This window comes from Pseudoalteromonas sp. LC2018020214 (assembly GCF_016598755.1).
GTDB classification, from domain to species: Bacteria; Pseudomonadota; Gammaproteobacteria; order Enterobacterales; family Alteromonadaceae; genus Pseudoalteromonas; species Pseudoalteromonas distincta.
The window spans coordinates 1003508-1028174 of sequence record NZ_CP066804.1 but is presented as its reverse complement, the minus strand read 5'-3'; the positions used below and the strand labels follow the sequence as shown (position 1 = coordinate 1028174).

1 protein-coding gene is annotated in these 24667 nt (G+C 46.7%); it reads right to left on the bottom strand.

The genetic code is table 11. The features are described from left to right. Positions 1–16: 16 nt before the first annotated feature. The gene (locus JG479_RS04395) at positions 17–24667 is read right to left on the bottom strand and encodes an Ig-like domain-containing protein (protein ID WP_200220043.1); all 24651 of its coding nucleotides are present in this window, start codon (positions 24665–24667) and stop codon (positions 17–19) included.

Genomic DNA, 24667 nt, shown 5'->3' with positions numbered 1-24667 from the left:
GAGGGCTTTATTAATATTAAATATCCGTTTGATTATTACTACCTTCAATTAAGTGTTTAATCATCTCTTCCGATTGATTTTGTACATCAACCGCAGGTGCTGCTGCATCAATGCTTCCCCCACTTTGAGCTGGAGTATAAGCAATTGCAGAGCCTTCATCCTCAACCAGTGTATTTAGCGCTATAAGCTGCTCTGCATCTTCGTTAATGATTACGTCATTAATGTTAAGTGGCTCCGCCGAACTCACTTGCACCGTTTGCTCAGGTGTTGATAGACCACTCAAGTTACCTAAATCAATCGTTTCAGTGCTTAATACGTTGTTGCTTGAAACTTCATTAGGGGTTGTATCGCCTAAAGCCGACTCCTCACTAAATGATTCAGGAATTGTGTCGCCGGAAGCAGCGCTTGCACTGCTTCCTGCGCTAGCAAGTTGTGGGTCGTTTCCTTGGTCAATAATATTGTCATTAATATCCTTAATTAAATAATTACCGGCTTCATCAACTGTGATAAAACGATAATCAGACCAAGAACCTAAATCAAGAACTGATAATAATGAACTCCAATTTCCATTCTCATCAGGTTGAATTTCTCTAGCGCTTTCTAGCACATTTAAGTTTAGGTTTAACACCTCAAGGCCAAGTAGGTTTGCTCCTACAACATATACACTATTTCCTTCTTCTACTGTGCCTTCTGCAGTTAAACCTATTCCTAGAAAGCCCCAGTAATAGTTAGACACTTCGAAGTCTACCGGCGTTGAGTCAATCACTAACCCAGATAAGCTTCCACTTGAAGTAACATTTCCAGATTCATCAGTAGCGGTAGCCGTTACAGTGTATGCTCCATCAAGTAAGTCATTGTCTGGTGATACGCTCCATACACCTGTCTCACCCGCTGTTGTATCCTTGGTTACCACAGTACCGCTTTCATCTATAAAGCTTACGGTAATATCTTCATTTGCTCCTGCGGTACCGGTGATCTTAGGTGTGCTATCGGCTGTTAATTCTAAACCAGAGTTAATTACTATGCCTGAATCAACTATGCTGCTTATTGATTGCTCGCCAATATTACCTGCATTATCAAGTACGCTTACATCAACGCTGTAATTCCCTTCACTAAGAGGCTGCGAAGCTGTAACAATCCACGACCCGTCTGTGTTTACTGTTGTTGAAACATTGTGTGTTTCACCTAGTGCGTCAGTAAACATCACCATAACTGCAGCTCCCGCAAAACTTCCGGTTACCGAGCCTGTAATAGTCGGTGTGGTATCTTGGCCTACTGCAATAGAGTCTATAAATACAATAGGTGCTGTGTAATCAGTACTTGAAACCATGGTATCGCTTGATGAGTTTCCTGCAGCATCACTAACTGTTGCAGTAGCAGTAAAACCGCCTTCACTAAGCGGCGTAACAGCTGTGACTGACCAAGTTCCGTTACCTGCCACTTGCGCAGTTAATGTTTGCGAATCACTATTAGCATCAGTAAGTACTACGCTTATGGTTGTACCTGCTGGAGCATCACTTGTACCTGTAATTGTTGGCAGTGAGTTATTCGTAACTGCAAGTTCATTAACTTCAATTGTGGGCGGTGTTAAATCAACTATGCCATCAAGGCTTGTAGAGCTTGTAAGGCCAAAGTTTTCGACTGTCGCATCAACTGTAAAAGCACCTTCAGCTAGTGGCGTGCTCGGTATTAATGTCCATACACCAGCAATAGCTTGAGTATTATAGGTTGTTGCATTACCACTGCTATCTGTAATAACAACTTCTACATTACCGTTTATTACATCGGTAGTACCACTAATAATAGGGGTTGTATCGCTTGTATCTATTATTGGATTGATTAGTAGGCTCGGTAAAGTGGTACTAACAGTGCCAGTTTGCGTTACTGTGGCTATATTTCCAGCATCATCAATACTAATAGCTTCTATGGTTAAATCGCCCTCAGCAAGTAAAGGGGTAACAACAAACCACGTGCCATCTCCTAATACCGTTGTGGTAACTTCATAAAGTGTGTTTGTAGAGTCGGTAACATTAACCGTAATTAAGCTACCTATTTCTTCGTCACTGGTGCCAGTAATAGTAGGCGTTAATGTATTAAGTACACCAAAGGCGTCTATTTCTAACGATGGCGGTATGGTATCAATCGTCACTTGCTCAGTAACAGACTGGCCTACATTACCCGCAGCATCAGTAATACTTGCGAATACACTATATATACCATCAGGTAGACTAGTGGTTACTAATGACCACGTGCCATCGCTACCAACAAGGGCATCAAATACTGTTGCGTTCCCGTTACTATCTATCAAAGTTACATCAATGTCTGTGCCTTGAGCTTCTTCAGAAGTACCAGAAATAGTTAGAATGTCAGTATTGCTGATGCTCAACGGTAAAATATCTACCACAGGCACTAACGTATCAACAACAAACTCGAGCGTTTGTGTTACTACATTGCCGGCATCATCAGTGATACTCACGTTGGCAACATGCTGTCCTTCAGTCAGCGCATCAACTTCCAGTGAAAATAGCCCTGCTGCATTCACTGTTGTTGTTAGTACTGAGCCTCCGTCCAGCTGAATCTCTACCACACCATTAATTAAATCGCTAGTCCCTTGAATAATTGGAGTAGAATCTGACGTTGTACCAATCACTTGCAAATTAAGCGTTGGCGAGATGGTATCTACTACACTGCTTAGCAGCTCTGTAGCTGTGATCCCTACTTCACTTAATACATTTACAGTTACAGTAAACACGCCCTCAGCAAGTGATTGAGGAACCTGTACAGCCCATGAATTATCTGCCTGCACTATTGCAACCAAATCTTGTGCTATGTTATCGCTATCTACCACTCTAACTAGCACTTCAGTGCCTGGTGCTTGGTCGGTCGTACCGCTAATTATCGGCAAATCTCCCTGGCCAGTTACAAAATCGACTACCGCATTAAGTAATGGCGTTGAGGCATCTACATCTGCAGTCGTTATAGTAGTGGTGTTACCCGCTTCATCGGTTGCAGAGGCTTCAACAACGGATAGGCCAATAATATTAACTGCCAGGCCTAATAACACCCAATCGCCATTGGCATCGGTGGTTACATCGTATGTTAAGTTAGCCAAATCACCTGCTAATTCTAAATTAACAGTGACTGTTTTACCTTCACCTAAATCAGAGGTGCCAGATAAAGATACAAGCTGCCCTAACAAGAACGAAGGCACAATAGTAAGCTCTGGCCCTACTGTATCTACTTCGCCACCCGTTTTACTATCAACAGAGGTATTTCCTGCGCTATCAGTAATCGTTGCCGAAACACTGTAAACACCTTCTGCTAATTCGTTGTCTGCAGCGGCTTGCCAGTCTCCATTAGCATCCGTTTGCACGGTAATTTGATGAGAAACTCCAGCAGAATCAGTAAAGGTAACAATAACGTTTGTATTTGCCTCGTTAGACGTACCTGTAATCAATGGAGTGCTATCTTGAGTTAGTATTAATGAACTTTGATCAATACTAATTTCGGGAGCAATTGTATCAATGGTTGCTGTATTTGTTGCGTCCCCGGTATTACCCGCGCTGTCAGTAACAAATACTTCAACTGAATAATCTCCTTGTGATAGAGAGCTAGTTGCCTCTACAGACCATATTCCACCAGTCTGAACTGTTGTATTTACAGTATGCTTATTCCCGAGTGCATCGGTAAATACCACAGCAACTGCATCACCTACCATGGCACCTGTCACATTCCCTGAAATACTTGGAGTTAGATCGGTACTTCCAGCAATATCGTTAATAGTCACAACAGGCGCTGTTATATCAACTTCCCCTGTAATACTTATGTTTACAGGATTCCCTGCAGTATCTGTTGTTGAAGCTAAAACCGTGTAAGTGCCCTCGCTCAACTCAGTACTTGCAGCGACTGACCATGTGCCATTTGCACCAACAGTAGCATTAACCGTTTGCTCTGCACCTAAGCTATCTGTAATTAAAATAGCGACTATGGCGCCTTGTGGAGCTGTAGTTGTGCCTGAAATTGTTGGCGTTGTATCATTTGAAATTGTAAGCGGTGTAATATTAAGGGCTGGTGGAGTTAAATCGATAACACCGCTACCTGTTGTATTACTCGTTAAGCCTCCTTCAGTTACACTTGCCGAAACAGTAAATTCACCTTCAGGTAGAATATCTGTCGCATCAACACTCCAGATCCCACCTACCACAGTTGTAGTTACAGTATGTGAAACGTTATTAACGTCAGTTATGACAACCGTGATTTCTATATTATCTGCCGCACTACTTGTGCCTGATATTGCTGGTGTTTGATCGTTTGTATCAACAATTGTATTAATATTAATTGTAGGCGCATTGGTATTTAACATTGCGGTACTATTTGCAACTGATTCATTCCCTGCGGCATCAGTAACACTTGCAGAAACTGTAACTTCACCATCAGTCAGTGCATCTGTAATATCTACAGTCCAAGCACCACCTGCACCAACAACAGTTGTATAAGTCTCGGTACTATCTCCATCGGTCACAGTTACTGTAATACTCGTGTTTTCAGGTTCATTGGATGTGCCTGAAATAGTTGGCGTGCTGTCATTAATTGTACCTAATGCGTTTATAGTAATACTTGGTGCTTGAGTATCAATAAAGCTAGAGCCTGTATCCACCCCTTGATTGCCAGCATCATCGGTAATACTTACCTCTACATCATAATTACCATCAGGCAAGCTTGGCGCCGTAACTTGCCAATCGCCGCTAGCATCAACTATTGCGGTTAAAGTATGTATATCACCGTTGCTATCTGTAATAACTATATCGACCACCGTATTCTGTGGTTCAGTTGAAGTACCACTTATAATTGGTGTATTAGTGTTAAATACAGTTGTGTCATTAAGTACAATAACAGGTACTTGGGTATCAATTGTTAAATCAATAGTCGTGCTGCTGGTATTATTAGCGTCATCGGTAATGCTTACTTGCGCCGTATAATCACCATCAACAAGTGCTACGGGGACATCTACTTGCCAATTGCCATCAGTACCCACAGTTGCTGTTAGTGTTTGACCACCAATAATAATGCTTACATCTGCACCTATCTCATTACTTGTGCCTGAAATTGTAGGTGTTGTATCTATTGTCGCGTTAACTTCGTTCACAATTAATGTAGGATCAACACTGTCTATTTCACCTTGAGCCTGCTGCGTTGTTAAATTACCAACACTGTCTCTAACCTCTGCAACAACAGTGTATTGACCTTGCGCTAGCTCTGCTGGTACATCTGCTGACCAACTGCCATCGGCTTGAACTGTCGCAGTAAACGCTTGGCTTTCTCCTTCACTATCAGTCACGGTTATATTAATTACAGTGCCTTGCCCCATATCGGTGGTGCCGCTAATTACTGGCGTACTGTCATTAGATAAAGCATCGACACTAACTGTTAGGTCTGGCGCTACGTTATCAAAATCAAGTGTATTGATTGTTCTGACATTACCAGCTGCATCCGTTGCACTGGCAGTCACATAGGCAAGGTTTAGTAAAGGTACTGTTATGTTTGCAAGCCCCCACGTGCCATCAGGATTTGTCGTGGCTGTATAAGTTGCGCCAACTAACCCACCAACTAGGTACTCTGTGATAGTGATCACAGAACCCCCTGGTAGATCAGAATCCCCCGAAAGAGAAACTAAATTACCTAATAAAAACGATGGAATAATTTCAAGATCCGGAGCGGTTATATCCACTTCGCCAGTGTCAGTACCCGTGCCTGTATTGCCCGCTGCATCAGTGATGCTGGCGCTAACACTGTAGTTGCCTTCTGATAAGTCTGTCGCTGGAGTGGCACTCCAGTTACCATTGGCATCGGTTTGTACATCAATGCTTTGAGTAGCATTTGCTGCATCTGTAAACGTAACCGTGATGGTGCTGTTAGGTGCATCACTGGTGCCTGTCACAGTTGGCGTGCTGTCGTTTGTTAATACTGGCGCATCTACACTCACACTTGGTGCTGTGGTATCAATGGTGCCGTTACCGGTAATATCGGTGCTGTTACCTGCCACATCGCTAATACTTGCTTCGATGCTATATGGTCCCTCTGCCAGTGCAGTCGGTACTTCTATAGAGAAGTTGCCATCGGCATCCACAGTGGTGGTGAACGTTTGTGTATTGCCTTGATCGTCCACCACCGTGAAGTTAATAACGGTGCCTTCAACCGCATCACTTGTTCCACTGAGTGTCGGGGTGATGTCATTACTTGAGCCTGGGCTGGTAAGTACAAGTGTCGGTGCAGTGGTATCTATTTCACCTGCGCCTGTGGCGGTGGTGTCGTTGCCTGCGGTATCTTCAACACTCGCGCTAATAGTGTATGTACCTTCTGCAAGTGCTACCGGTACAGGGATTGACCACGTGCCATTGGCTAGTACGGTGGCGCTCATTGTTTGCGCTGCGCCGCTGCTGTCGGTGACAACAATGGTTACTTCACTGCCTTGCGGTGCATCGCTGGTACCTGCAATCGTTGGCGTGGTGTCGTTCCCTACACCGTTGTCTGTAATAACAAGGCTCGGGCCAGTAAGGTCTATCTGACCTGTCTCGGTGGCGCTGCCGATATTACCTAGACCATCATCTACCTGTGCGGTGACAGTATATTCGCCTTCGGCTAAATCAGTTGGTGCATCGACACTCCATACTCCACCCGTTACGGTTGTATCAACAGTCGTAATATTCCCTGCACTGTCTTCAAACGTTAAGCTAATGGTGGTGTTATCTGCCGCATCGCTTGTACCATTAATGGTTGGGGTGGTGTCGTTGGTGTCAACCAGTGCATTAATACTGATACTTGGCGCAGTGGTATTGAGTGTCGCGGTTTCACTTAATGTAGTGGTATTACCGGCGTTATCACTAACGCTTGCTTCGATAGTGAGTGGACCATCAGTTAACGCGTTCGGTACATCTGCTGACCAGCTGCCATCGGCTTGCACTGTTCCGGTAAACGTTTCTGTATTATCTGCATCCGTGACGTTAATCGTTATAACCGTGCCTGCTGGCGCGTTCGATGTCCCGCTGATTGTCGGCGTGCTGTCGTTGGTTGCGCCGACTGTGTCTAACGTCAGTGTTGGCGCTAAGGTATCTAGGTTGCCTGTTTGTGTCGCACCGCCGGTGTTGCCTGCATCATCGGTGATACTGGCTTGCACGGTGTAGCTTCCATCCGGTAATTCAGGGCTGGTTGCTTGCCAATCACCGTTTGCATCCACGGTGGCGGTGATGGGGTGTTCATCACCGTTGCTGTCGGTAATAACAATGTTTACAACCGTGCCTTCAGGCTCTGTTGAAGTACCACTAATCACTGGGGTGCTGTCGTTACCCAAGCCCAGTGCATCAACGGTGACAACTGGCGTAATAGTATCCACATTACCACTGCTGTTTGCTGTGCTCTCGTTGCCTGCCGCATCGGTAATACTCGCGCTTACAGTAAAGTCACCTTGTGCAAGGGCACCTGGAATTTCAATGTTCCAGTGGCCATCGCTGCCAACTAGGGTCTCAATGGTTTGCACAGCGCCTGCGCTGTCGGTGATGGTGAGTGTAACAGTGCCACCAATTTCATTACTGGTGCCCTGAAGCTCTGGTGTTAAGTCGCTGACATCGCCTACGTTTTGAATGGTGAGTATTGGCGCTTGCGTGTCGATGGTACTGGTATCACTCACTGTAGTTTCATTGCCGACACTGTCGCGTACACTTACTTCAATGGTGCTTTGACCTTCACTTAATGATGTGGTTGGAGTGGCACTCCAATTACCATCCGCATCAACAAGGGCGGTGATGGTTTGTGGGTTGCCATCGCTGTCAGTCACCACAATAGTGACTTGCGCGCCTTCGCCCGCATCGCTCGTGCCGCTTATGATTGGCGTGTTGCTATTACTTTGTGCATCCACGTCAACCGTCAGCGTAGGCGGTGTATTATCAAAGTCATCTGAGCTAATTGTACGGGTATTACCTGCGGCATCGGTCGCTGTGGCGATCACTGAGCCAACATCAAGTAACGATACATCTAATCCGACTAATGACCAGTTGCCATCTGCATCTGTTGTGGTGGTGTATGTTGCACCAATACCACCGCCTACCAGTTGCTCGGTAATGGTAATTTCACTTCCTGCTGGCAAGTCAGACGTACCACTTAAAGTAACCAATAAACCAAGTTCAAACGTTGGCGTAAAGGCAAGCGCCGGTGGAGTAATATCCACTTCGCCACTGTCTGTGCCCGTGCCGGTATTGCCTGCTGCATCAGTAATGCTGGCGCTAACACTGTAGTTGCCTTCAGCTAAATCAGTCGTTGGTGTCGCACTCCAGTTACCATTGGCATCGGTTTGTACATCAATGCTTTGCACTGCATTCGCTGCATCTGTAAACGTAACCGTGATGGTGCTGTTAGGTGCATCACTGGTGCCTGTCACAGTTGGCGTGTTGTCGTTGGTGAGTACTGGCGCATCTACACTCACACTTGGTGCTGTGGTATCAATGGTGCCGTTGCCGGTAATATCGGTGCTGTTACCTGCCACATCGCTAATACTTGCTTCGATGCTATATGGTCCCTCTGCCAGTGCAGTCGGTACTTCTATAGAGAAGTTGCCATCGGCATCCACCGTGGTGGTGAACGTTTGTGTATTGCCTTGATCGTCCACTACCGTGAAGTTAATAACCGTGCCCTCAACGGCATCACTTGTGCCACTGAGTGTCGGGGTGATGTCATTACTTGAACCAGGATTCGTTAGGAGCAGTGTCGGTGCAGTCGTGTCAACTTCACCAGTGCCTGTGGCAGTGGCTTCGTTGCCTGCGGCATCGCTCACACTGGCGCTCACTGTAAAGGTGCCTTCAGCCAGCACTTGCGTGGCAGCTACGCTCCATGTGCCATTAACCCCTAATGTGGTCGTTACGGTATGAGTGATGTTATTACTGTCGGTGATTTCAACGCTCACGGTGCTGCCTTGTGGCGCATTCGCTGTGCCGGTGATCGTAGGTGTTGTGTCATCAGTCACTGTTACATCATTTACGGCAATATTAGGAATGGTCGTATCCACTACGCCATTTTCTGTTGCTATACTTGTATTGCCGCTTCCATCTGTAACACTCGCTTCAACTTCATAACTGCCTTCAGCCAAGTCAACAGGAGCTTCAACACTCCAGATACCGTCTGTAACAGTTGTTTGTACCGTGTTTGTTATGTCATTACTGTCCGTGAAACTGACGGTGATAATAGTGCCATTTGCTGCACTGCTGGTACCGCTCACATTCGGCGTTGTATCATTTGTATCCATTAATGCATCAATATTAATACTCGGTGCATTGGTATCCAATGTTGCGCCTTCACTTAACGTAGTGGTGTTGCCTGCACTGTCACTAACGCTTGCTTCAATAGTGAGTGGACCATCAGTTAACGCGTTCGGTACATCTGCTGACCAACTGCCATCGGCTTGTACTGTTGCAGTAAACGTTTCTGTATTATCTGCATCCGTGACGTTAATCGTTATAACCGTGCCTGCTGGCGCGTTCGATGTCCCGCTAATTGTTGGCGTGCTGTTATTCGTGGCGCCGACTGTGTCTAACGTCAGTGTTGGCGCTAAGGTATCTAGGTTGCCTGTTTGTGTCGCACCGCCGGTGTTGCCTGCATCATCGGTGATACTGGCTTGCACGGTGTAGCTTCCATCCGGTAATTCAGGGCTGGTTGCTTGCCAATCACCGTTTGCATCCACGGTGGCGGTGATGGGGTGTTCATCACCGTTGCTGTCAGTTATAACAATGTTTACAACCGTGCCTTCAGGCTCTGTTGAAGTACCACTAATCACTGGGGTGCTGTCGTTACCCAAGCCCAGTGCATCAACGGTGACAACTGGCGTAATAGTATCCACATTACCACTGCTGTTTGCTGTGCTCTCGTTGCCTGCCGCATCGGTAATACTCGCGCTTACAGTAAAGTCACCTTGTGCAAGGGCACCTGGAATTTCAATGTTCCAGTGGCCATCGCTGCCAACTAGGGTCTCAATGGTTTGCACAGCGCCTGCGCTGTCGGTGATGGTGAGTGTAACAGTGCCACCAATTTCATTACTGGTGCCCTGAAGCTCTGGTGTTAAGTCGCTGACATCGCCTACGTTTTGAATGGTGAGTATTGGCGCTTGCGTGTCGATGGTACTGGTATCACTCACTGTAGTTTCATTGCCGACACTGTCGCGTACACTCACTTCAATGGTGCTTTGACCTTCACTTAATGGTGTGGTTGGAGTGGCGCTCCAATTACCATCCGCATCAACAAGGGCGGTGATGGTTTGTGGGTTGCCGTTGCTGTCGGTAACGACTATCGTCACTTGTGCCCCCTCACCTGCATCACTTGTGCCGCTTATGATTGGCGTGTTGCTATTACTTTGTGCATCCACGTCAACCGTCAACGTAGGCGGTGTATTATCAAAGTCATCTGAGCTAATTGTACGGGTATTACCTGCGGCATCGGTCGCTGTGGCGATCACTGAGCCAACATCAAGTAACGATACATCTAATCCGACTAATGACCAGTTGCCATCCGCATCTGTTGTAGTGGTATATGTTGCACCAATACCACCGCCTACCAGTTGCTCGGTAATGGTAATTTCACTGCCTGCTGGCAAGTCAGACGTACCACTTAATGTGACTAATAAGCCAAGCTCAAAGGTCGGCGTAAAGGCAAGTGCCGGTGGAGTTACGTCTACTTCGCCGCTGTCTGTACCTGTACCTGTGTTGCCTGCGGCATCGGTGATGCTGGCGCTGACACTATAATTACCTTCGGCTAAATCAGTCGTTGGTGCCGCACTCCAGTTACCATTGGCATCGGTTTGTACATCAATGCTTTGAGTAGTATTTGCTGCATCTGTAAACGTCACCGTGATGGTGCTGTTAGGCGCATCACTGGTGCCTGTCACTGTGGGCGTGCTGTCGTTTGTTAATACTGGCGCATCTACACTCACACTTGGTGCTGTGGTATCAATGGTGCCGTTGCCGGTAATATCGGTGCTGTTTCCTGCCACATCGCTAATACTTGCTTCGATGCTATATGGTCCTTCTGCCAAGGCAGTCGGTACTTCCATTGAGAAGTTGCCATCAGCATCCACAGTGGTGGTAAAGGTTTGTCTATTGCCTTGATCGTCCATAACCGTGAAGTCAATAACCGTGCCTTCAACCGCATCGCTTGTGCCGCTGAGTGTCGGGGTGATGTCGCTACTTGAGCCTGGACTGGTAAGTACAAGGGTCGGTGCAATGGTATCTATTTCACCAGTGCCTGTGGCAGTGGCTTCGTTGCCTGCGGCATCGCTCACACTGGCGCTCACTGTAAAGGTGCCTTCAGCCAGCACTTGCGTGGCAGCTACGCTCCATGTGCCATTAACCCCTAATGTGGTCGTTACGGTATGAGTAATATTATTACTGTCGGTGATTTCAACGCTCACGGTGCTGCCTTGTGGCGCATTCGCTGTGCCGGTGATCGTAGGTGTTGTGTCATCAGTCACTGTTACATCATTTACGGCAATATTAGGAATGGTCGTATCCACTACGCCATTTTCTGTTGCTATACTTGTATTGCCGCTTCCATCTGTAACACTCGCTTCAACTTCATAACTGCCTTCAGCCAAGTCAACAGGAGCTTCAACACTCCAGATACCGTCTGTAACAGTTGTTTGTACCGTGTTTGTTATGTCATTACTGTCCGTGAAACTGACGGTGATAATAGTGCCATTTGCTGCACTGCTGGTACCGCTCACATTCGGCGTTGTATCATTTGTATCCATTAATGCATCAATATTAATACTCGGTGCATTGGTATCCAATGTTGCGCCTTCACTTAACGTAGTGGTGTTGCCTGCACTGTCACTAACGCTTGCTTCAATAGTGAGTGGACCATCAGTTAACGCGTTCGGTACATCTGCTGACCAACTGCCATCGGCTTGTACTGTTGCAGTAAACGTTTCTGTATTATCTGCATCCGTGACGTTAATCGTTATAACCGTGCCTGCTGGCGCGTTCGATGTCCCGCTAATTGTTGGCGTGCTGTTATTCGTGGCGCCGACTGTGTCTAACGTCAGTGTTGGCGCTAAGGTATCTAGGTTGCCTGTTTGTGTCGCACCGCCGGTGTTGCCTGCATCATCGGTGATACTGGCTTGCACGGTGTAGCTTCCATCCGGTAATTCAGGGCTGGTTGCTTGCCAATCACCGTTTGCATCCACGGTGGCGGTGATGGGGTGTTCATCACCGTTGCTGTCAGTTATAACAATGTTTACAACCGTGCCTTCAGGCTCTGTTGAAGTACCACTAATCACTGGGGTGCTGTCGTTACCCAAGCCCAGTGCATCAACGGTGACAACTGGCGTAATAGTATCCACATTACCACTGCTGTTTGCTGTGCTCTCGTTGCCTGCCGCATCGGTAATACTCGCGCTTACAGTAAAGTCACCTTGTGCAAGGGCACCTGGAATTTCAATGTTCCAGTGGCCATCGCTGCCAACTAGGGCCTCAATGGTTTGCACAGCGCCTGCGCTGTCGGTGATGGTGAGTGTAACAGTGCCACCAATTTCATTACTGGTGCCCTGAAGCTCTGGTGTTAAGTCGCTGACATCGCCTACGTTTTGAATGGTGAGTATTGGCGCTTGCGTGTCGATGGTACTGGTATCACTCACTGTAGTTTCATTGCCGACACTGTCGCGTACACTCACTTCAATGGTGCTTTGACCTTCACTTAATGGTGTGGTTGGAGTGGCACTCCAATTACCATCCGCATCAACAAGGGCGGTGATGGTTTGTGGGTTGCCGTTGCTGTCGGTAACGACTATCGTCACTTGTGCACCCTCACCTGCATCACTTGTGCCGCTTATGATTGGCGTGTTGCTATTACTTTGTGCATCCACGTCAACCGTCAGCGTAGGCGGTGTATTATCAAAGTCATCTGAGCTAATTGTACGGGTATTACCTGCGGCATCGGTCGCTGTGGCGATCACTGAGCCTAAGTTCAGTAATGAGATATCAATACCAGTCAGTGACCAGTTACCATTGGCGTCAGTGGTTGTGGTGTAACTTACGCCCACACCGCCGCCAACCAGTTGCTCAGTAATGGTAATTTCACTGCCAGCCGGTAAATCAGAGGTACCGTTTAATAACACCAATGAGCCTAATAAGAAGGTAGGTGTAAACGCTAAATCTGGTGGGGTAACATCTACTTCACCACTGTCAGTGCCGGTACCAGTGTTGCCTGCGGCATCGGTAATGCTGGCGCTGACGCTGTAATTACCTTCAGCTAATGTGTCTATTGGTGTCGCACTCCAGTTACCATTGGCATCGGTTTGTACATCAATGCTTTGCACTGCATTCGCTGCATCTGTAAAGGTCACCGTGATGGTGCTGTTAGGTGCATCACTGGTGCCTGTCACTGTGGGCGTGCTGTCATTTGTTAATACTGGCGCATCTACACTCACACTTGGTGCTGTGGTATCAATGGTGCCGTTGCCGGTAATATCGGTGCTGTTACCTGCCACATCGCTAATACTTGCTTCGATGCTATACGGCCCTTCTGCCAGTGCAGTCGGTACTTCTATAGAGAAGTTGCCGTCTGCATCAACCGTGGTGGTGAACGTTTGTGTATTGCCTTGATCGTCCACCACGATGAAGCTAATAACGGTGCCTTCAACCGCATCACTTGTGCCACTGAGTGTCGGGGTGATGTCATTACTTGAGCCTGGGCTGGTAAGTACAAGTGTCGGTGCAGTGGTATCTATTTCACCTGCGCCTGTGGCGGTGGTGTCGTTGCCTGCGGTATCTTCAACACTCGCGCTAATAGTGTATGTACCTTCTGCAAGTGCTACCGGTACAGGGATTGACCACGTGCCATTGGCTAGTACGGTGGCGCTCATTGTTTGCGCTGCGCCGCTGCTGTCGGTGACAACAATGGTTACTTCACTGCCTTGCGGTGCATCGCTGGTACCTGCAATCGTTGGCGTGGTGTCGTTCCCTACACCGTTGTCTGTAATAACAAGGCTCGGGCCAGTAAGGTCTATCTGACCTGTCTCGGTGGCGCTGCCGATATTACCTAGACCATCATCTACCTGTGCGGTGACAGTATATTCGCCTTCGGCTAAATCAGTTGGTGCATCGACACTCCATACTCCACCCGTTACGGTTGTATCAACAGTCGTAATATTCCCTGCACTGTCTTCAAACGTTAAGCTAATGGTGGTGTTATCTGCCGCATCGCTTGTACCATTAATGGTTGGGGTGGTGTCGTTGGTGTCAACCAGTGCATTAATACTGATACTTGGCGCAGTGGTATTGAGTGTCGCGGTTTCACTTAATGTAGTGGTATTACCGGCGTTATCACTAACGCTTGCTTCGATAGTGAGTGGACCATCAGTTAACGCGTTCGGTACATCTGCTGACCAGCTGCCATCGGCTTGCACTGTTCCGGTAAACGTTTCTGTATTATCTGCATCCGTGACGTTAATCGTTATAACCGTGCCTGCTGGCGCGTTCGATGTCCCGCTGATTGTCGGCGTGCTGTCGTTGGTTGCGCCGACTGTGTCTAACGTCAGTGTTGGCGCTAAGGTATCTAGGTTGCCTGTTTGTGTCGCACCGCCGGTGTTGCCTGCATCATCGGTGATACTGGCTTGCACGGTGTAGCTTCCATCCGGTAATTCAGGGCTGGTTGCTTGCCAATCACCGTTTGCATCCACGGTGGCGGTGATGGGGTGTTCATCACCGTTGCTGTCGGTAATAACAATGTTTACAACCGTGCCTTCAGGCTCTGTTGAAGTACCACTAATCACTGGGGTGCTGTCGTTACCCAAGCCCAGTGCATCAACGGTGACAACTGGCGTAATAGTATCCACATTACCACTGCTGTTTGCTGTGCTCTCGTTGCCTGCCGCATCGGTAATACTCGCGCTTACAGTAAAGTCACCTTGTGCAAGGGCACCTGGAATTTCAATGTTCCAGTGGCCATCGCTGCCAACTAGGGTCTCAATGGTTTGCACAGCGCCTGCGCTGTCGGTGATGGTGAGTGTAACAGTGCCACCAATTTCATTACTGGTGCCCTGAAGCTCTGGTGTTAAGTCGCTGACATCGCCTACGTTTTGAATGGTGAGTATTGGCGCTTGCGTGTCGATGGTACTGGTATCACTCACTGTAGTTTCATTGCCGACACTGTCGCGTACACTCACTTCAATGGTGCTTTGACCTTCACTTAATGGTGTGGTTGGAGTGGCGCTCCAATTACCATCCGCATCAACAAGGGCGGTGATGGTTTGTGGGTTGCCGTTGCTGTCGGTAACGACTATCGTCACTTCTGCACCCTCGCCCGCATCACTTGTGCCGCTTATGATTGGCGTGTTGCTATTACTTTGTGCATCCACGTCAACCGTCAGCGTAGGCGGTGTATTATCAAAGTCATCTGAGCTAATTGTACGGGTATTACCTGCGGCATCGGTCGCTGTTGCGATCACTGAGCCAACATCAAGTAACGATACATCTAATCCGACTAATGACCAGTTGCCATCCGCATCTGTTGTAGTGGTATATGTTGCACCAATACCACCGCCTACCAGTTGCTCGGTAATAGTAATTTCACTGCCTGCTGGCAAGTCAGACGTCCCACTTAGGGTAACCAATAAACCAAGTTCAAACGTTGGTGTAAAGGCAAGTGCCGGTGGAGTTACGTCTACTTCGCCGCTGTCTGTACCTGTACCTGTGTTGCCTGCGGCATCGATGATGCTGGCGCTGACACTATAATTACCTTCGGCTAAATCAGTCGTTGGTGCCGCACTCCAGTTACCATTGGCATCGGTTTGTACATCAATGCTTTGCACTGCATTCGCTGCATCTGTAAAGGTCACCGTGATGGTGCTGTTAGGTGCATCACTGGTGCCTGTCACTGTGGGCGTGCTGTCATTTGTTAATACTGGCGCATCTACACTCACACTTGGTGCTGTGGTATCAATGGTGCCGTTGCCGGTAATATCGGTGCTGTTTCCTGCCACATCGCTAATACTTGCTTCGATGCTATATGGTCCTTCTGCCAAGGCAGTCGGTACTTCCACCGAGAAGTTGCCATCAGCATCCACAGTGGTGGTAAAGGTTTGTGTATTGCCTTGATCGTCCACTACCGTGAAGTTAATAACGGTGCCTTCAACCGCATCGCTTGTGCCACTGAGTGTCGGGGTGATGTCATTACTTGAGCCTGGACTGGTAAGTACAAGTGTCGGTGCAGTGGTATCTATTTCACCTGCGCCTGTGGCGATGGTGTCGTTGCCTGCCACATCTTCAACACTCGCGCTAATGGTGTATGCACCTTCTGCGAGTGCTATCGGTACAGGGATTGACCACGTGCCATTGGCTAGTACGGTGGCGCTCATTGTTTGCGCTGCGCCGCTGCTGTCGGTGACAACAATGGTTACTTCACTGCCTTGCGGTGCATCGCTGGTACCTGCAATTGTTGGCGTGGTGTCGCTGCCTACACCGTTGTCTGTAATAACAAGGCTCGGGCCAGTAAGGTCTATCTGACCTGTTTCGGTGGCGCTGCCAATATTACCTAGACCATCATTTACCTGTGCGGTGACAGTATATTCGCCTTCGGCTAAATCAGTTGGTGCATCAACGCTCCATACCCCACCGGTGACGGTCGTATCAACAGTCGTAATATTCCCTGCACTGTCTTCAAACGTTAGGCTGATGGTGGTGTTATCTGCCGCATCGCTTGTACCATTAATGGTTGGGGTGGTGTCGTTCGTGTCAACCAATGCATTAATACTGATACTTGGGGCCGTGGTGTTGAGTGTTGCGGTTTCACTTAACGTGGTGGTGTTGCCTGCACTGTCACTGACGCTTGCTTCGATAGTGAGTGGACCATCAGTTAACGCGTTTGGTACATCTGCTGACCAACTGCCGTCGGCTTGCACTGTGGCGGTAAACGTTTCTGTATTATCTGCATCCGTGACGTTAATCGTTATAACCGTGCCTGCTGGCGCGTTCGATGTCCCGCTAATTGTTGGCGTGCTGTTATTCGTGGCACCGACTGTGTCTAACGTCAGTGTCGGCGCTAAGGTATCTAGGTTGCCCGTTTGTGTTGCGCCGCCGGTGTTGCCTGCATCATCGGTGATACTGGCTTGCACGGTGTAGCTTCCATCTGGTAATTCAGGGCTGGTTGCTTGCCAGTCACCGTTTGCATCCACGGTGGCGGTGATGGGGTGTTCATCACCGTTACTGTCGGTAATAACAATGTTTACAACGGTGCCTTCAGGCTCTGTTGAGGTACCACTAACAACTGGGGTGCTGTCGTTGCCAAGGCCCAGTGCATCAACGGTGACAACCGGTGTAATAGTATCCACATTACCACTGCTGTTTGCTGTGCTCTCGTTGCCTGCCGCATCGGTAATACTCGCGCTTACAGTAAAATCACCTTGTGCAAGGGCACCTGGAATCTCAATGTTCCAGTGGCCATCGCTGCCAACTAGGGTCTCAATGGTTTGCACAGCACCTGCGCTGTCGGTGATGGTGAGTGTAACAGTGCCACCAATTTCATTACTGGTGCCCTGAAGCTCTGGTGTTAAGTCGCTAACATCGCCTACGTTTTGAATGGTGAGTGTTGGCGCTTGCGTGTCTAACGTAATTGTATCTGTAACTGTTGTCGTATTTCCTGCTTCGTCAGATACACTCACTTCTATGGTGTTATCACCTTCATTTAAATCTGTTTGTGGCGTTACTTCCCAGTTACCATTTGCATCTACTGTGGTGCTAAGTGTTTGTTCAACTCCATTTTCATCTGTAATAACAACTGTGATACTGGTACCAACGTCTGCATCACTAGTGCCTGAAATAGTAGGTGTTGAGTCGTTAGTTACAGTATCAAAGTTAACGGTTAAGCTAGGTCCTGATGTATCTATAATGCCTGTAGCAGTATCTGAAGCGCTATTTCCTGCAGCATCAGATACTTCAGCTTCTACAGAGTAATCGCCCGAGGCCAACTCTTGGGAAAGTTCAACACTCCAATTACCATCGGCATCTGTTGTTGTGCTAAATGTGCGAACAACCCCTTGAGAATCAGTAACCGTTAAATTTATAACTGTGCCTGCAACTACGTCAGTTGTGTTACCAGAAATAACCGGTGTTGTATCATTACTTGTTTCTAGTTCATTTACTTGTATGGTTGGAGGCGTAATATCAATTACAGCATCAAGCTCTGCATTCGCAGTTCCACCACCTAGGTCTGTTACTGTTGCACTAATTAAAATTGTGCCCTCAGCCAAATCGGCAGGCGGAGTCACACTCCATAGCCCGTTTTCATCAACAGTTGTAGTTAAAGTAATTACTGCACCCGCAGAGTCAGTGATCTGAACTTCAACCGGCGAGCCAACTTGTGCATTAAAAGTATCACCATTTATTTGAGGGGTTTGATCGTTAGTTTCGCCGATAACATCAATGGTAATAGTCAATGCGCTTGTATCAATTGTGCCTGAAGCACTTGCTGTGCCTTCATTACCAGCGCTATCACTAATACTTGCATCTACAGAGTAGGTCCCTTCAGCTAAAGCCGCAGGTACTTCTACTGTCCAACTTCCGTCTGCAATTACTTGTGCTGAAATTGTTTGTACTGCACCATTAGCATCGGTCACTGTTAAAGTTATGGTTGAACCAGCAGGCTCCCCGCTAACCGTGCCTGAAATGGTCGGTGTTGTATCACTCGTATCGCCTAGTGCATTAATAGTAACTATTGGCGCTGTGGTATCAACCTCTCCCGTTGTTGTGGCTGTGGTTTCATTACCTGCGTTATCGGTAACCGATACTTCAACAGTAAATTCACCCTCACTTAATTCGTTCGGTACATCAACACTAAAGGTGCCATCGGCTTGTACTTCTGTGGTAATGATTTGTGGGTTACCTGCTTCATCAGTAACTGTAATAGTAACAACCGTGCCCTCTGGCTCCCCCGTTGCGGTGCCTGAAATAGTTGGGGTGGTGTCGTTACTATCAGCCAGTGCATCTATCGTGATCACCGGTGCTAAAGTATCAACCTCACCAGTCGTAGTTGCTGTGGTTTCATTGCCCGCAGTATCGGTAACCGATACTTCAACGGTAAATTCACCTTCACTTAATTCGTTTGGTACATCCACACTAAAGCTGCCATCGGCTTGTACTTCTGTGGTAATAGTTTGTGGATTACCTGCTTCATCAGTTACGGTAATAGTAACAACTGTGCCCTCTGGCTCACCCGTTGCGGTGCCTGAAATAGTTGGGGTGGTATTGTTAGTATCACCTACGGGGTCAATAATAACTGTTGGCGCGGCAGTATCGACTTCGCCTGTTGTTGTTGCGGTAGTTTCATTACCTGCAGTATCGGTAACCGATACTTCAACAGTAAATTCACCCTCACTTAATTCGTTCGGTACATCAACACTAAAGGTGCCATCGGCTTGTACTTCTGTGGTAATAGTTTGTGGATTACCTGCTTCATCCGTAACTATAATAGTAACAACCGTGCCTTCTGACTCACCCGTTGCGGTGCCTGAAATAGTTGGGGTGGTGTCGTTAGTATCACCTACTGGGTCAATAATAACTGTTGGCGCGGCAGTATCGACTTCGCCTGTTGTTGTTGCGGTAGTTTCATTACCTGCAGTATCGGTAACCGATACTTCAACAGTAAACTCACCTTCACTTAATTCATTTGGTACATCAACACTAAAGGTGCCATCGGCTTGTACTTCTGTGGTAATAGTTTGTGGATTACCAGCTTCATCAGTAACTGTAATAGTAACAACCGTGCCCTCTGGCTCCTCCGTTGCGGTGCCTGAAATAGTTGGGGTGGTATTGTTAGTATCACCTACGGGGTCAATAATAACTGTTGGCGCGGCAGTATCGACTTCTCCCGTTGTTGTTGCGGTAGTTTCATTACCTGCAGTATCGGTAACCGATACTTCAACAGTAAATTCACCCTCACTTAATTCGTTCGGTACATCCACACTAAAGCTGCCATCGGCTTGTACTTCTGTGGTAATAGTTTGTTGATTACCAGCTTCATCAGTAACTGTAATAGTAACAACCGTGCCCTCTGGCTCCTCCGTTGCGGTGCCTGAAATAGTTGGGGTGGTGTCGTTACTATCAGCCAGTGCATCTATCGTGATCACCGGTGCTAAAGTATCAACCTCGCCAGTCGTAGTTGCTGTGGTTTCATTGCCCGCAGTATCAGTAACCGATACTTCAACCGTAAACTCACCTTCACTTAATTCGTTTGGTACATCCACACTAAAGCTGCCATCAGCTTGTACTTCAGTGGTAATGATTTGTGGGTTACCAGAGTCATCAGTTACTGTAATAGTAACAACCGTGCCTTCTGGCTCCCCCGTTGCGGTGCCTGAAATAGTTGGGGTGGTGTCGTTAGTATCAGCCAGTGCATCTATCGTGATCACCGGTGCTAAAGTATCAACCTCACCAGTCGTAGTTGCTGTGGTTTCATTGCCCGCAGTATCGGTAACCGATACTTCAACAGTAAATTCGCCTTCACTTAATTCATTTGGTACATCAACACTAAATGTGCCGTCGGCTTGTACTTCTGTGGTTATGGTTTGTGGGTTACCTGCTTCATCCGTAACTATAATAGTAACAACCGTGCCTTCTGGTTCGCCCGTTGCGGTGCCTGAAATAGTTGGGGTAGTGTTGTTAGTATCAGCCAGTGCATCTATCGTGATCATTGGCGCTGTGGTATCGACTTCTCCCGTTGTTGTTGCGGTAGTTTCATTACCTGCGGTATCGGTAACCGATACTTCAACGGTAAATTCGCCTTCACTTAATTCATTTGGTACATCAACACTAAAGGTGCCATCGGCTTGTACTTCTGTGGTTATGGTTTGTGGGTTACCTGCTTCATCCGTAACTATAATAGTAACAACCGTGCCTTCTGGTTCGCCCGTTGCGGTGCCTGAAATAGTTGGTGTTGTATCGTTGCTATCCGCCAGTGCATCAATCGTAATATTTGGTGCGGTATTATCGATAGTTCCCTGTGCAGAAGCTTCACTTTGGTTACCTGCTTCATCACTAACGATGGCATTAACACTAAAGTCACCTTCAGCTAACTCATTAGTAGTATCGACTGTCCAGCTACCATCGGCTAGCGTTTGTGTTGTAATTGTTTGTGTATTACCACCAGCATCTGTAACGATTAACGTAACAGTTGTTCCGGCTGGTACATTTTGTACAGAACCTGAAATTGTTGGAGTAGTATCGGCGCTATCTGGGATTGTATTAATTGCTAAAATTGGAGCTGATAAATCAATTGTTCCACTAACAGTATCGCTTGCTTCATTACCCGCAGCGTCTGTTGCTGTTGCTGTAATTGTAAAATCGCCTTCAGCAACAGCTTGAGTTGCACCTACTTGCCAAGTTCCATCTTCTGAAACAACCGCCGTCAATGTTTGTGACTCACCATTTGCATCAGTAACTAAAACACTAACAAGACTACCCGGTGCTACATCACTCGTTGTTCCGCTAAATATAGGTGTTGTATCGTTTGAATCAGCAAAGTCATTTATTACAACTAAAGGAGGGGTGGTATCAACTGAGCCTAATTGTGAATCTTGAGCTGCGTTACCCGCATTATCAGATACATTAGCTGTTACTGTAAAATCTCCCTCGCTTAAAGCAGTTGGAATCTCAATACTCCAAGTACCATCAGCACTTATAGTAGTCACTAACTGTTGCTCTGCTCCTAAACTATCGGTAATAATTAAAGTTACTTCACTGCCCGATGCTAATCCTTGGGTAGAGCCTGTAAGAGTAGGTGTTGTATCGTTTGTATCTGCAATATTGTTAATAGTCACACTTGGTGCAGTTAAATCAACTGTACCTGTAACAGTTGCAGTACTGCTATTGCCAGCAGTATCACTAACACTCGCTGTTACTGTGAAATCTCCTTCACTGAGATCTGCAATAATATCCGCTGTATATGTACCATCGGCATTTGTAATTGTTGTGAGTGTTTGTTCATTGCCTTCGCTGTCAGTTATTACTAAGGTAACTTCTGTTCCTGCTGGTACATCAATTACGTTGCCACTTACTGATGGAGTTACATCATTCGTATCCTCAATAGGATTAATCCTGATTACAGGATCTGTTAAATCAATTTCTCCAGTTTCACTTGCAGAAGCTGTATTACCCGCAGCATCAGTTACAGTTGCAATAACACTAAACTGGCCTTCAACTAATTCATTACTTGCTTCAATTGACCAGCTTCCGTCAGCACCAGTAACTACTTGCACGGTTTCTGCTACACCATCGCTTCCTGTAAATGTAACGGTTACTACCGCACCAGGCTCTACGTCTTGGGTAGAGCCGCTAATTGTTGGCGTTGTATCGTTAGTATCTATAATAAAATTAATGCTTACAGTTAAATCAACATTACCTACTGCACTTGCTTGCGCCTCATTGCCCGAGTCATCTATAACCGCTGCAACTACAGTAAAGTCGCCCTCAGGCAGAGGGGTTGTTACTTGTGCAGACCACGAACCATCTTCTTGCGTCACTGCCAGTAATGTAAATGTGCTGCCATCGCTTGCAGTAATAGTTAAAGTGATGGTTGTACCTGCAGGCACATTACCGGTGTTACCACTTAAAAATGGAGTGGTATCGTTAGTATTAGCAATTGCATCGATTTGAATTGAGATAGGAGCAAACGTTATTTCGCCGTTTGTTTGCGCAGATGCCTCATTACCCGCAGCATCTGATACTGACGCAGTTGCGGTAAATTCACCACCTGGCAAGATGTCATTAGCATCAACACTCCATGTGCCATCTTCATTTAATAAAGTAGTTAAAGTTTGTACGTTACCGTTAATATCGGTTACTAATACTGTAATAACAGAGCCCGCAGGAGCGTCTTCCACCCTACCTACAAATGTTGGTGTAGTATCGTTAGTATCAGCAATTGCAGTCACGGTAATATCTGGGTTTGTTAAATCAACAACACCTTGGTTATTTGCTTGGGCTTGATTACCTGCAGCATCACTTACATTTGCATCAACCTCAAACTGCCCTTCAGCCAATGGCGTAGTTACGTCGATAGACCAATCCCCATCAGCGTTAGTTTGGGTTAATAATGTTTGAGTTTGACCATCAAAATCGGTAATAACCACACTAATAATAGAGCCTGCAGGTACATCTTGCGCGTTACCTGTAATCGTTGGCGTGGTGTCTTGAGTGTCGTTAATATTATTAATTTGTACCGAAGGCGCCGTTAAATCAATTACTCCTGAATCACTTGCTAATGCTAAGTTTCCTACACTGTCGCTTACTTGTGCATCAACAGTAAAATCACCTTCAGGTAAAGGAGTCCCTACTTCTACACTCCAGCTTCCATCAGCTTGGGTAACTGCAGTTAATGTTTGTATTTGTCCTGCACTATCTGTAACAGTAATTGTTACTTGCGTGCCCTCAGGAACACCATTTGTTGTTCCAACAAGTGGTGGTGTTGAGTTATTTGTTTCATCAGTTACATTTACGGTGATTACCGGAGCAGTTAAATCTACATTCGCTAAAGCTTGGTCTATAGCTTGATTTCCAGCTGCATCAATCGCAACAGCGCTTACGTTAAACTCCCCTTCAGATAAAGGTGAGGTGGTAGTAATTACCCAATTTCCTTGAGCATCAACTTGAGTAACTATTGTTTGTACCGTACCTGCACTATCCGTTAACGTGACTGATACATTATCCCCAGTATTCAAACCAGATACTGTCCCTGTCACTGTCACTGTTTGCGAAGCAGAATCGGCAACAGGATCAATAGCAATAAGTGGAGGTGTTGTATCAACCTCAATTGAAATAGTGTCGTTTATAGGATTACCAACAGGATCTGTCGCTTCAACAACAACCGTTACAGGGCCATCAGCAATTGGTGTTGGTAGGGTTATTTCAAAGGTACCATCAGGGCCAATTACAACACTAACTACTTGAGAGTTTCCATCAACATCAGTTACCGTTACATTAACCGTTTCGCCAATTAAGTTATCGCTCGTACCGGTGATTGTTGGTTGTGATGAGTTAGTAATACCTAGCTCATTAAGTGAAATAGAAGCAGTAGTTGAATCAGGCACAATACCGTCAGAGGTATCTCTTAAATTAAAAGCTTCAGTAGCGCCTTGATCAAAAGATGAATCAAAAGTAACACTACTAGGATCAACACTTTCAGAAATTCGGGTTAGCTGTACAAACGAACTGCCTCCATCTGCACCCGCAGCGTTACCGCCACCAGCGGCTGTTGCCTCTAAATTATCTAAAATGTCCCCATCACCTTCTAACGCATCTAAAAAATCTGTTACATCAGAATTAGCCGCTGTTGATGGGTCTTGCTCTGCCCCTAAATCTAAGCTTGCGATTGCTTCATCTAAACTTTCATCAAAAACAGTTGTTTCGCTAGAATCCCTGGCTTCTTTCGCTAATAAGTCTGGTGTTATTTTTACCTTTTGATTTGCGGGTATAGATAAGGTTTCACCTTGCACATCAATTTGTAGAGACGATTTAATAGCAGTAACAACTAAATCCCCCACTGTGATAGTGTCACCAACATTTAATGCTCTTACTGACCCATCATCCAACACCACACCTGCCGAACCTTGAATATCAATAACTACCAGTTGATTTGCTTCCAT

Coding starts and splice junctions, on each gene's coding strand:
- JG479_RS04395 (WP_200220043.1), bottom strand. CDS start 24,667: ATGGAAGCAAATCAACTGGTAGTTATTGATATTCAAGGTTCGGCAGGT.